The organism is Streptomyces yongxingensis (assembly GCF_055597465.1).
The window spans coordinates 4,378,955-4,391,137 of sequence record NZ_CM145717.1 but is presented as its reverse complement, the minus strand read 5'-3'; the positions used below and the strand labels follow the sequence as shown (position 1 = coordinate 4,391,137).

Annotated in this window: 8 protein-coding genes; 7 read left to right on the top strand and 1 reads right to left on the bottom strand. The window is 69.7% G+C overall.

What is annotated here, in order from left to right; translation table 11 throughout:
• Positions 1-70: 70 nt before the first annotated feature.
• A complete protein-coding gene (locus ACZ6TD_RS18425) occupies positions 71-355 on the bottom strand; it encodes a hypothetical protein (protein WP_137979382.1) in 285 nt (94 codons plus the stop codon).
• 307 nt (positions 356-662) lie between these two features.
• Between ACZ6TD_RS18425 and ACZ6TD_RS18420 the strand changes: the two genes are divergently transcribed.
• The 7 genes from ACZ6TD_RS18420 (at position 663) to ACZ6TD_RS18390 (ending at position 12,127) form a co-directional block, all read left to right on the top strand.
• Complete coding sequence (locus tag ACZ6TD_RS18420; RefSeq protein ID WP_471355286.1) at positions 663-2,861, top strand: ABC transporter family substrate-binding protein; 2,199 nt, start codon at positions 663-665, stop codon at positions 2,859-2,861.
• Positions 2,862-3,738: 877 nt separating this feature from the next.
• Positions 3,739-5,634 carry a translational GTPase TypA gene (gene typA, locus ACZ6TD_RS18415; RefSeq protein ID WP_471355284.1) on the top strand — a complete coding sequence of 632 codons (1,896 nt, stop codon included), beginning with the start codon at positions 3,739-3,741 and terminating at the stop codon, positions 5,632-5,634.
• A gap of 577 nt (positions 5,635-6,211) precedes the next feature.
• Positions 6,212-7,855 carry a peptide ABC transporter substrate-binding protein gene (locus ACZ6TD_RS18410; RefSeq protein ID WP_471355282.1) on the top strand — a complete coding sequence of 548 codons (1,644 nt, stop codon included), beginning with the start codon at positions 6,212-6,214 and terminating at the stop codon, positions 7,853-7,855.
• Between the two features lie 152 nt (positions 7,856-8,007).
• Positions 8,008-8,934 (top strand): ABC transporter permease, encoded by a 927-nt coding sequence (locus ACZ6TD_RS18405; RefSeq protein WP_471357837.1) that lies wholly within the window; start codon positions 8,008-8,010, stop codon positions 8,932-8,934.
• Positions 8,927-9,907 (top strand): ABC transporter permease, encoded by a 981-nt coding sequence (locus tag ACZ6TD_RS18400; protein ID WP_471355280.1) that lies wholly within the window; start codon positions 8,927-8,929, stop codon positions 9,905-9,907. Before ACZ6TD_RS18405 ends, ACZ6TD_RS18400 begins: the two co-directional genes overlap by 8 nt.
• A gap of 11 nt (positions 9,908-9,918) precedes the next feature.
• Positions 9,919-10,977 (top strand): ABC transporter ATP-binding protein, encoded by a 1,059-nt coding sequence (locus ACZ6TD_RS18395; protein ID WP_471355278.1) that lies wholly within the window; start codon positions 9,919-9,921, stop codon positions 10,975-10,977.
• Positions 10,970-12,127 carry an ABC transporter ATP-binding protein gene (locus ACZ6TD_RS18390; RefSeq protein WP_191067397.1) on the top strand — a complete coding sequence of 386 codons (1,158 nt, stop codon included), beginning with the start codon at positions 10,970-10,972 and terminating at the stop codon, positions 12,125-12,127. The genes ACZ6TD_RS18395 and ACZ6TD_RS18390 overlap by 8 nt, the downstream gene beginning before the upstream one ends.
• The last annotated feature ends 56 nt before the right edge of the window (positions 12,128-12,183 follow it).

Sequence of the window (12,183 nt, the reverse complement as noted above, 5' to 3'; positions counted from 1 at the left end):
ACTCCGCGGTGGAGTGGTATGGGGGGACGGTGGGGATGCGCCCCGTGACGGGAGGCGCGCCGGGCCGTCCCTAGGGCGCGTGGCGATCGCGCGCGCCGAGGCCCTCGTCGTCGACGTCCGACCACAGCGCACTGTTGTACGGGGCGTCGGGGACCGGAACCATTTCGGGGCGTGATCGCTCCACGGGAGCCGTCTCGCGCAGCAGGGCGAGGCTCTCGCGCAGGTGGTCCGCGTCGGTGCGGACCCGGCGTATCTCCAGCCCGCCGGCGCCCACCCGCTGCTCCAGCCGGGAGACGGAACGGACCAGGTCATCGAGACAGCGCTGGACGGCCGTCAAGTCGTCGTTCAAGGACATGACTTGCCCTCACTTCCGCGGTTGCGGTTGGCGACGCTCATGCGACAGCGAGTGTTACGCGCCACGGTCGTGGTTGTGAAGGGATCTGTCGCGATTGCCGGAGCCACCGGCGGATTTCCGCCGCCGCGCGCCGGAGTGCGCGCCCGCCGCATTGCTCCGGGCGGGTGATCCTTTCCCCTCATGGCCGTCTCCATGGCCGTCTCGGCGTGCTGTCCCATGAACCGTCGCTTTGAGTGAGGAGTATATGCGATCAGCGTCACACTATGCCAAATGCGCATATATCCGTCACCCTGCGGAGGTACGAGCCATGCCCATCACCAGGAGCCGCCGCGCCATGCTGCTCGCCGCGGGAGTGATGCTGCCGCTGCCCGTACTGACCGGCTGCAGCGCGGACGACGACGGCCCGCCGCCCCGCGCCGCCTGGGACATCGCCTCCGCACCCCGCTCCGGGACCGCCGGCACCGGCACCCTGCGCTGGGCCCTGGACGCGACGCCCACCACGCTCAACACCTTCTCGAAGACCGCGGACACGGGCACCCAGCGGATCGCGGGCGCCGTGCTGCCCTCCCTCTACACCCTCGACGCCCGCGGCCGGCCCCAGCGCAACGGCGACTATCTGACCTCCGCCGACGTCACCTCGACCGACCCCAAGCAGGTCGTGGTCTTCAAGCTCAACCCCAAGGCGGTGTGGAGCGACGGGCGCCCGATCGGCGCGGAGGACTTCCAGGCCCAGTGGAAGGCGCTGCGCGGCACCGACGAGAAGTACGGGACGGCACGCAACGCCGGATACGACCGGATCGCCAAGGTCGAGCCCGGGGACAAGGAAGGCGAGGTCAAGGTCACCTTCGCCAAGCCGTACACCGACTGGCGCTCGCTGTTCACGCCGCTGTACCCGAAGAGCGTGATGGGCAACCCGGCGGTCTTCACCGCGGCGGCGAGCAAGGGGCTCGCGGTCGGCGCCGGGCCCTTCATGGTCCGCCAGGTCACGGACTCCGAGGTCACCCTCGTCCGCAACCCCCGCTGGTGGGGCGACCGGGCGCGGCTGAGCCGGGTGGTCTTCCAGGCGGTCCCGGCCGAGAAGCGGGCCGAGGCGCTGATGGCCGGGCGGCTGGACCTGGCCGAGGTGGACCGGGCTACCGCCCGGCGCATCCAGGCCACCGCCCCGGGCAAGCGGGCGGCGGGCGCCAAGCGGGGCTCGTCGGCCCCGGGCAAGGCGGGCGCCCCGGAGCCGTCCACCGGCGGCCGGGAGGCGGCGGGAGCGACGCGTACCGGGGAGGCGGCGGAGGCGACGCGCACCGGGGAGGCGGCGGGAGCGACGCGTACCGGGGAGGCGGCCGAGGCGACGCGCACCGGGGCGGCGCGGGAAGCGGCGGGAGCCGAGGGCGGGGCCACCGGCGACACCGACAAGAACCGCTCGCGGACCCGGGCGCTGAGCAGGTTCACCCTGCGCAAGGCCCTGGACCCCGCCTACACCCAGCTCGCCCTCAACGGCACCAAGGGCCCGCTCGCCGATGAGCGGGTGCGCCGCGCGGTGGCCCGCGCGATCGACCGGAAGACCCTGGCGGAGCTGGTGCTCAAGCCGCTGGGGCTGCCGTCCGAGCCGCTCGGCAACCATCTGCTGATGGCTGGCCAGCCGGGCTACAAGGACCACAGCGGCGCCCTCGGCGACCCGGACACCAACGCCGCGCAGTCACTGCTCGCCGACGCGGGCTGGCGGGCCGGCGGCACCGGCCGGCAGAAGGGGCAGAAGGCGCTGGACGGCAAGACGGACGACCGGGGCGGGCGGCACAGCGTCCCGACCGCGACCGCCACGGACTCCGCCACTGACTCCGGCACGGGCCCCGCCACCGACAGCGCATCCGGAACCGCCTCCGGCACCGCGTCCCCCACCGCCTCCAAGAGCGCCTCCGCCTCCGGCGCCTCCCCCGCGGCCGGTGACGCCGGGCGGTCCGGACGGCTCCGGGAGACGGCCGTCGTACGGAAGAAGGGACGGCCGCTGGTGCTGCGCTTCGTGCTCCCCGACGACCGGACCGGCGCCCGGCTGAGCACGGTCGGCGAGCGCATCGCGCGGATGCTGGAGAAGATCGGCGTCCGGACCGAGATCACCAAGGTTCCCGGCGAGAGCTACTTCCGGGACCACATCGCCACCGGCGACTACGACCTGGCCCTCTACTCCTGGCCCGCCTCCGCCTACCCGGCCACCGACGCCCGTCCCATCTATGCCAAGCCGCAGCCCGCCGCCGACGGCTCCCTGGTCGTCGAGCAGAACTACACCCGGGTGGGCACCGACCAGATCGACCAGCTCTTCGACCAGGCGCTCTCCGAGCTGGACGGCGGCGCCTCGCGCTCCCTGGTCAGCCGGGCGGACGCCCGGATCTGGGCGGCGGCCGGATCGATTCCGCTCTATCAGCGCCCCCAGCTGATCGCGATGCGCAAGGGTCTGGTCAACGCGGGCGCCTTCGGCTTCGCCACCCCCCGCTACCAGGACATCGGCTTCCGCCGCTAGGGGTTGCCCGACGGATCGTGACGCCTGCGGCGGGCTGTTCCCCTCCCCGAAACCGGTGCTCCGCCCCGGGCCCCGGACCGGTGCTCCGCCCCAGACCCCCGATCGGGGCTTCGCCTCAGGCCCCGGGGCGGGTTCTGCGCTGGGCCTCGGATCGGTGCTTCGCCCCGGCCCCGGGCCGGGTTCTGCGTCGGGCCTCGGATCGGGGCTCTGCCTCAGGCCCTGGGCGGGGCTCCGTGCTGGGCCTCGGAGCGGTGCTTCGCCCCGGGCCCCGGGCCGGGCTCCGCCCCAGCCCCCGGGCCGGTGTTCTGCCTCAGGCCCCGGGCCGGGCTCCGCCCCAAGCCCCGGGCCGGTGTTCTGCCTCAGGCCCCGGGGCGGGTTCTGCGCTGGGCCTCGGATCGGTGCTTCGCCCCAGGCCCCGGACCGGGGCTCTGCCTCAGACCTCGGGCCGGGGTTCCACCCCAGACCCCGGAGCGGGGCTTCGCCCCAGGCGCCGCAATAGGCGTCCGCCCCAGGCCCCGGGCCGGGGCTCCGCCCCTTCCCGTGGCATCGGTATGCGGCTTCGCCGCGTGGTGGGGCTCCGCCCCTTAACCCCGGGGGTTCCAGGGGCGGAGCCCCTGGTATCGGGAAGGGGCGGGGAGGGGAAAGCATCGCCATGCGGATCCGCCCCCTGGTCCGCCGGATGCCCCGTAGGCGCGGCCGTCGGCGGTGCATCCGGGCGAGGTGACCGGCGCGGAGACGGGCTGCGAGACGGGCTGCGGCATCCGTCCCCGCGCCGTCCCCGTACCATGGGGGTGAGGCCGAGGCGTGATCAGCCCGGCGGAAGGCGCGCCGCTTAAGGAGCGCGCCGCCACCCAACAACCGGGAGAAGCGCGCTTTCATGCCCACGCGCCACGACATTCGTAACGTCGCCATCGTCGCCCACGTCGACCACGGCAAGACGACCCTCGTCGACGCCATGCTCAAGCAGGCCGGCGCGTTCGCCGCCCACCAGCAGGTGGACGACCGGGTCATGGACTCCAACGACCTGGAGCGCGAGAAGGGCATCACCATTCTCGCGAAGAACACCGCCGTGAAGTACCACCCGGCGGACGGCGGCGACCCCGTCACCATCAACATCATCGACACCCCCGGCCACGCCGACTTCGGCGGTGAGGTCGAGCGCGGTCTGTCCATGGTCGACGCGGTGGTCCTGCTGGTGGACGCCTCCGAGGGGCCGCTGCCGCAGACCCGCTTCGTGCTGCGCAAGGCGCTCCAGGCCAAGCTGCCGGTGATCCTGTGCATCAACAAGACGGACCGCCCGGACTCCCGGATCGACGAGGTCGTCAACGAGGCGTACGACCTCTTCCTGGACCTGGACGCGACCGAGGAGCAGATCGAGTTCCCGATCGTCTACGCCTGCGCCCGTGACGGCGTGGCCTCGCTGACCAAGCCGGAGGACGGCACCGTCCCGGCGGACAGCGACAGCCTCCAGCCGTTCTTCTCCACCCTGCTGGAGACCGTCCCGGCGCCCGAGTACGACGCGGCCGCCCCGCTCCAGGCCCATGTCACCAACCTCGACGCGGACAACTTCCTCGGCCGTATCGCCCTGCTCCGGGTCGAGCAGGGCGAGCTGAAGAAGGGGCAGACGGTCGCGTGGATCAAGCGCGACGGCACCATCTCCAACGTCCGGATCACCGAGCTGATGATGACCGAGGCGCTCACCCGCAAGCCGGCGGAGGTGGCCGGCCCCGGTGACATCTGCGCGGTCGCGGGCATCCCGGACATCATGATCGGCGAGACCCTGGCCGACCCGGAGAACCCGATCGCGCTGCCGCTGATCACCGTCGACGAGCCCGCGATCTCGATGACCATCGGTACCAACACCTCCCCGCTGGTCGGCCGCGGCCCCGGCGGCAAGGGTGCCGACAAGTCCGCCGTGAAGGACCGTAAGGTCACCGCGCGGCTGGTCAAGGACCGGCTCGAGCGCGAGCTGATCGGTAACGTCTCGCTGCGCGTACTGCCCACCGACCGCCCGGACGCCTGGGAGGTCCAGGGCCGCGGTGAGCTGGCGCTGGCGATCCTGGTGGAGACCATGCGCCGGGAGGGCTTCGAGCTGACCGTCGGCAAGCCGCAGGTGGTCACCCGGGAGGTCGACGGCAAGGTCCACGAGCCGATCGAGCGCATCACCATCGATGTGCCCGAGGAGCACATGGGCGCGGTCACCCAGCTCATGGGCACCCGCAAGGGCCGGATGGACAACATGTCCAACCACGGCTCCGGCTGGGTCCGTATGGAGTTCATCGTCCCCTCCCGGGGTCTGATCGGCTTCCGCACCGAGTTCCTGACCTCGACCCGCGGCACCGGTATCGCGCACTCCATCCACGAGGGCCACGAGCCGTGGTTCGGCGAGCTGAAGACCCGTAACAACGGCTCGCTGGTGGCCGACCGCTCGGGCGCGGTGACCGCCTTCGCGATGACCAACCTCCAGGAGCGCGGGGTGCTGTTCGTCTCGCCGGGCACCGAGGTGTACGAGGGCATGATCGTCGGCGAGAACTCCCGCTCCGACGACATGGACGTCAACATCACCAAGGAGAAGAAGCTCACCAACATGCGGTCCTCCACCGCGGATGTGACCGAGTCCCTGGTCCCGCCGCGGCTGCTCTCGCTCGAGCAGTCCCTGGAGTTCTGCCGCGACGACGAGTGCGTCGAGGTGACGCCGGAGACGGTGCGGATCCGCAAGGTGGTGCTGGACCAGAAGGAGCGCGCCCGCTCGGCCGCCCGCGCCAAGCGCTGACGCGCACACCCGGGCGCCGAGCGCTGACGCGCACACCCGGGCGCCGGGCGCCGGGGCCCGCTCCGGACGCCGACGCGCACGACGGCGCCGATGCGCACGACGGCGCCGATGCGCACGACGGCGCCGATCACGGAGCGTAGGCGCCCCGCCGTGCCTCGGTGAGCTCCCCACGGCCCGGACCCACCGCCTCCACGGCGGGGGTCCGGGCTGTTGCCATGTCAGCAACGTGCCAGTCAAGCGGTTATCCGGATCCCCCTGTCCGGATATCGGCGTCCGAGCTCCGCATGATGTGTTAACAGTCCGTTTCGCGTGTGTCTGTCTGGGGCAGTTTTGTCCGGATTTCAAAGCTCCGCGCGTAGATGCTGTGACCAAAGCGAGACCCATAAGGTGTGGTTTAAGGGCCGGACGTGCTCAATCATGGGGTCCATTGAGCTCGGGTCAATGGGTCACACGCTGTGGGGAGCGCGGACCTACGAGCGCATCTGGGGGGTTCCGGTCCCTTTCGCTGTCAGGGGTGTCAGCGTGTCTCCGGGCGCCCCCTCTCGTAGTGACAGTGGACTCCTGAGGAGGCAAACCCATGCGCGGTGCCAAGAGCGCCAAGTGGGTCGCGTTGGCAGCCGTCGTGGCGCTGGCCGCGACCGCCTGCGGTGGTAACGACAGCGACAGCGGCAGCAATGACATGAACAAAGGCACGGCGGACCCGAATGGGATACTCACCGCCCAGCTGAGCGAGCCGCAGAATCCGCTGCAGCCGGCGAACGCCAAGGAGAGCCAGGGCAGCCGCGTGCTGCGCACGATCTTCGCGGGTCTGGTGGACTACGAGCCGGGCACCGGCAAGCTGGTGTACGTCAACGCCGAGTCCGTCACCCCCAACAAGGACTCCTCCGTCTGGACCGTCAAGCTCAAGCCGGGCTGGAAGTTCCACAACGGCGAGACCGTGACCGCCAAGTCCTACGTGGACTCCTGGAACTGGTCCGCCAACGTCGCGAACAACCAGACCAACTCCAGCTGGTTCCAGGACATCAAGGGCTACGAGGACGTCCACCCGGAGAAGGGCAAGCCCAAGGCCGACAAGATGTCCGGCCTGAAGGTCGTCAACGACAACGAGTTCAAGATCGAGCTCAACAGCTCGGTCTCGTACTTCGCCTACAAGCTGGGCTACGACGTGTGGGCCCCGCTGCCCACGGGCTTCTTCAAGGACCCCAAGGGCTTCGGTGAGAAGCCGGTCGGCAACGGTCCCTACAAGTTCGTCTCCTGGGACCACAAGAAGATGATCAAGGTCCGTAAGTTCGATGGCTACCAGGGACCGAACAAGGCCAAGAACGGCGGCATCGACTTCAAGAACTACACCACCGCCGACGCCGCCTACTCGGACCTGCGCTCCAACAACCTCGACTGGATCGAGCAGGTCCCGACCACCGCGCTGACCAACTACAAGTCCGACCTGGGCAAGCGCGCGATCGACGAGGAGTACTCGGCGGTCCAGTCGATCGTCCCGGCCTTCTACACCAAGCAGTTCAAGGACATCGACCCCAAGGTCATCCAGGGTCTGTCCATGGCGATCGACCGCAACACGATCACCAAGACCGTGCTCCACGGCTCCCGCACCCCGGCCGACAGCTATGTCGCCCGCGGCGTGCTCGGCTACAAGGCCGGCGCGCTCAAGGAGCAGGTCACCTACGACCCGGCCAAGGCCAAGGCCCTCATCAAGGAGGGCGGCGGGGTCCCGGGCAACAAGATCTCGATCCAGTACAACGCCGACCAGGACCACAAGCCCTGGGTGGACGCGGTCTGCAACAGCATCCGCAAGGCCACCGGCGTCGACTGCGTCGGCGACTCCAAGCCCGACTTCCAGGCCGACCTGAACGCGCGTGACAAGCACCAGGTCAAGTCCATGTACCGCGGTGGCTGGGTGCTCGACTACCCGCTCAACTCGAACTTCATGAGGGACCTCTACGGCTCCAAGGCGGCCGGTAACACCAGCGGTTACGCCAACAAGGAGTTCGACGAGCTCGCCAACAAGGCGGACAAGGCCGCCACGCTCGACGAGACCGTGAAGCTCTACCAGCAGGCGGAGCAGGTCCTCGCGAAGGACATGCCGGCGATCCCGCTGTGGTTCTACAAGGTCAACAGCGGCCAGTCCAACAAGGTCCTGGGGAAGATCCCCTACGGCCAGGACGGCGACCCCATCTTCACCGACGTCCAGGTGAAGAAGAAGTAATCATCGGGACCGCCGGCCGGTGCCGCCGCTTCTCCCACACACCGGGGAGCGGCGGTACCGGCCCGCAGGCGTGAGGCCCGCAGCTCATCCCCCCACCAGCGTGGCGCAGACGAGACGTGGCCTCCGCCGCCCCCCAACGGCATGGAGGCATGATGGGGCGCTATGTCGCCAGGCGACTGCTCCAGATGATCCCGGTCTTCATCGGGACAACTCTGATTATTTTCCTCATGGTCCACGTACTGCCCGGTGACCCTATCCGGGCGATGTGGGGCGACAAGGCCGCGGACCCCGCGCAGGTCGCGTCCCTCCGCCATGAGTTCGGGCTGGACCAGCCCCTGTGGAAGCAGTACTTCGACTACATGGTCGACCTCTTCCAGGGCAACTTCGGCAAGACCTTCGGCGGCCGTCCGGTCTCCGAGGAGATGGGGATGGCCTTCCCGGTGACCCTCCGCCTCGCGGCGGTGGCCCTCACCATCGAAATCATCGTCGGCATCGGGCTCGGTGCCTGGGCCGGTCTCAAGGCGGGCCGCGCCGTGGACACCGCCGTCCTGATCTTCACGCTGATCGTCATCTCGATGCCGGTCTTCGTCCTCGGCTACCTCGCCCGGTTCATCTTCGCCGACGAGCTCGGCTGGCTGCCACCGAACGTCCAGGACTCGATGGACCTCCAGCAGCTCCTGCTGCCAGGGTTCGTCCTCGCGATGCTCTCCATGGCGTATGTGGCCCGGCTGACCCGGACCACCTTCGCGGAGAACCTGCGCGCCGACTACATGCGCACCGCGCTCGCCAAGGGCCTGCCGCGCCGCCGGATCGTCGGCGTCCACCTGCTGCGCAACTCGCTGATCCCGGTGGTCACCTTCCTCGGCACCGACGTCGGCGCGCTGGTCGGTGGCGCGGTGGTCACCGAGGGCATCTTCAACGTCCAGGGCGTCGGCAATCTGCTCTTCAAGGCGCTCGGGCAGCGTGAGGGCACCACCATCGTCGGGGTCGTGACCATCTTCGTCCTCGTCATTCTGCTGATCAACCTGCTCGTCGACCTGCTGTACGCGGTCCTGGACCCGAGGATCAGGTATGCCTGACATGACCAAATCCCAGTCCGGCGGCGCGGCAGTCGACACGGCGGTCGACGCCGTGGCCCCGCCGACCGAGGTGGACACCGCCCCCGCCGCCGGCCCCGCCCCCCAGGGCAAGCCGCGCTCGCTGTGGGGCGACGCCTGGTTCGAGCTGCGCCACCGCCCGCTCTTCTGGATCTCGGCGGTGCTGCTGGTGCTGCTGCTGGCCATCGCGGCGTTCCCCGGGATGTTCACCGGGGCCAACCCGCGCGATGGCGATCTGACCAACCACTTCCTGACCAAGCCCGAGCTGACCCACTTCTTCGAGGCCGACTGGTTCGGCTACGACGGTCAGGGCCGTTCCATCTACGCCCGCGTCATCTACGGCACCCGCGCCTCGATCATGGTCGGCGTCGGCGTGACCGCGGTGGTGACCCTCTTCGGCGGTCTGCTGGGCATGGTGGCCGGCTACTTCGGCGGCTGGATCGACTCGGTCATCTCCCGGCTCGTCGACATCTTCTTCGGCCTGCCGTTCCTGCTCGGCTCGATGGTCGTCCTGAACGCCTTCACCGAGCGCAAGGTGTACGTGGTCATCGCGGCCCTCGCCTTCCTCGGCTGGACCACCATCGCCCGGGTGATGCGCAGTTCGGTGATCACCGCCAAACAGGCGGACTACGTCACCGCCGCGCGGGCGCTCGGCGCCGGAACCGGCCGGATCCTCTTCCGGCACGTCCTGCCGAACGCGCTGGCCCCGACCATCGTGGTGGCCACCATCTCCCTCGGCGCGTACATCTCCGCCGAGGCCACGCTGTCCTTCCTCGGCCTCGGCCTCGCCGACCCCACCATCTCGTGGGGCATCGACATCTCCGACGCCAAGGACGCCATCCGGGACAACCCGCATGTGATGCTGTTCCCGGCCGGAATGCTGAGCCTCACGGTCTTCGCATTCATCACGCTCGGCGACGCGGTGCGCGACGCCCTCGACCCCAAGCTGCGCTGAGGAGGGCGTACGTGACCACCATCGAGAAGACCGCGGACGACGCCGTCCGCGAGGGCGCCGGAGACGACGGCACCCCGCTGCTGGAAGTCCGCGATCTGCATGTGGAGTTCCACACCCGGGACGGTGTCGCCAAGGCCGTCAACGGCGTCAACTACAGCGTCCGCGCCGGTGAGACGCTCGCCGTCCTCGGCGAGTCCGGCTCCGGCAAGTCGGTGACCGCCCAGGCGATCATGGGCATCCTCGACATGCCGCCGGGGAAGATCCCGCAGGGGCAGATCCTGTTCCGGGGCGAGGACATGCTCACCATGGCGGGCGAGGAGCGCCGGAAGATCCGCGGCCGCAAGATCGCCATGATCTTCCAGGACGCGCTCTCGGCGCTGAACCCGGTGCTCTCCGTGGGCTATCAGCTCGGCGAGATGTTCCGGGTCCACCAGGGCCTGTCCAAGAAGGAGGCCAAGGCCAAGGCCATCGAGCTGATGGACCGGGTCCGCATCCCGGCGGCCAGGGAGCGGGTGAGCGACTATCCGCACCAGTTCTCCGGCGGTATGCGCCAGCGCATCATGATCGCCATGGCGATGGCGCTGGAGCCGGACCTGATCATCGCCGACGAGCCGACCACGGCGCTCGACGTGACCGTCCAGGCCCAGGTGATGGACCTGCTCGCGGAGCTCCAGCGCGAGTACCACATGGGTCTGATCCTGATCACCCATGACCTGGGCGTGGTGGCGGACGTCGCCGACAAGATCGCCGTGATGTACGCGGGCCGGATCGTCGAGACCGCCCCCGTGCACGAGCTCTACAAGCGCCCGGCGCACCCCTACACCCGGGGTCTGCTGGACTCCATCCCGCGCCTGGACCGCAAGGGGCAGGAGCTCTACGCGATCAAGGGGCTGCCGCCCAATCTGCTCAAGATCCCCACGGGCTGCGCCTTCAACCCGCGCTGCCCCAAGGCGGAGGACGTCTGCCGCCGGGACGTCCCCGCCCTGGTGCCGGTCACCGAGCAGGACGGCACGGAGCTGCCGGGCCGCGGCAGCGCCTGCCACTTCTGGAAGGAGACCATCCATGGCTGACGCCGAGAAGAACGAGAAGGCCATGGAGCCGGCCGCGGACGCCACCCCCAACGTCACGGAGGTGGAGACGGTCGAGGCGGCCACCGAGGACGAGGCGGTCGCCGCGATCGAGGCCAAGGTCGACCGCGGTGAGCCGATCCTCCAGGTGCGCAACCTGGTCAAGCACTTCCCGCTGACCCAGGGCATCCTCTTCAAGCGGCAGATCGGCGCGGTCAAGGCGGTCGACGGCATCTCCTTCGACCTCTACCAGGGCGAGACCCTCGGCATCGTCGGCGAGTCCGGCTGTGGCAAGTCCACCGTCGCCAAGCTGCTGATGACCCTGGAGACCGCCACCGCGGGCGAGGTCTTCTACAAGGGCCAGGACATCACCAAGCTGTCGGGCCGAGCGCTGCGGGCCGTCCGGCGCAACATCCAGATGGTGTTCCAGGACCCGTACACCTCGCTCAACCCGCGGATGACGGTGGGCGACATCATCGGGGAGCCCTTCGAGATCCACCCCGAGGTGGCCCCGAAGGGCGACCGCCGCCGCAAGGTCCAGGAACTCCTGGACGTGGTGGGGTTGAACCCGGAGTACATCAACCGCTACCCCCACCAGTTCTCCGGCGGCCAGCGCCAGCGCATCGGCATCGCGCGCGGCCTCGCCCTCAACCCGGAGATCATCATCTGCGACGAGCCGGTCTCCGCGCTCGACGTGTCCGTCCAGGCACAGGTCATCAACCTGATGGAGGGCCTGCAGGACGAGTTCAACCTGTCCTACATCTTCATCGCCCACGACCTGTCCATCGTCCGGCACATCTCCGACCGGGTCGGCGTGATGTACCTGGGCAAGATGGCCGAGATCGGCTCCGACACCGAGATCTACGACCACCCGACGCACCCCTACACCCAGGCGCTGCTGTCGGCCGTCCCGGTCCCGGACCCGGAGTCGCGCGAGGGCCGGACACGCATCATCCTCACCGGCGACGTCCCCTCCCCGGCCAACCCGCCCTCCGGCTGCCGCTTCCGCACCCGCTGCTGGAAGGCCGAGGACAAGTGCGCCAAGGAGGTCCCCCTCCTCGCCATCCCCGAGCGCTTCACCGGCACGGACTCGCCCGCGGCACACGAGTCGGCGTGCCACTTCGCGGAGGAGAAGGACGTGGTCCACGCCTAGCGCTACCCCGCGGGCCGCAGTTTGAACGACGAGGGCCGCCCGGACCGTGATCACCA

Bases quoted from the DNA above. Each gene is read 5' to 3' on its own strand.
- ACZ6TD_RS18420 (WP_471355286.1), top strand. From the start codon at position 663: ATGCCCATCACCAGGAGCCGCCGCGCCATGCTGCTCGCCGCGGGAGTG.
- typA (WP_471355284.1), top strand. From the start codon at position 3,739: ATGCCCACGCGCCACGACATTCGTAACGTCGCCATCGTCGCCCACGTC.
- ACZ6TD_RS18410 (WP_471355282.1), top strand. From the start codon at position 6,212: ATGCGCGGTGCCAAGAGCGCCAAGTGGGTCGCGTTGGCAGCCGTCGTG.
- ACZ6TD_RS18405 (WP_471357837.1), top strand. From the start codon at position 8,008: ATGGGGCGCTATGTCGCCAGGCGACTGCTCCAGATGATCCCGGTCTTC.
- ACZ6TD_RS18425 (WP_137979382.1), bottom strand. From the start codon at position 355: ATGTCCTTGAACGACGACTTGACGGCCGTCCAGCGCTGTCTCGATGAC.
- ACZ6TD_RS18400 (WP_471355280.1), top strand. From the start codon at position 8,927: ATGCCTGACATGACCAAATCCCAGTCCGGCGGCGCGGCAGTCGACACG.
- ACZ6TD_RS18390 (WP_191067397.1), top strand. From the start codon at position 10,970: ATGGCTGACGCCGAGAAGAACGAGAAGGCCATGGAGCCGGCCGCGGAC.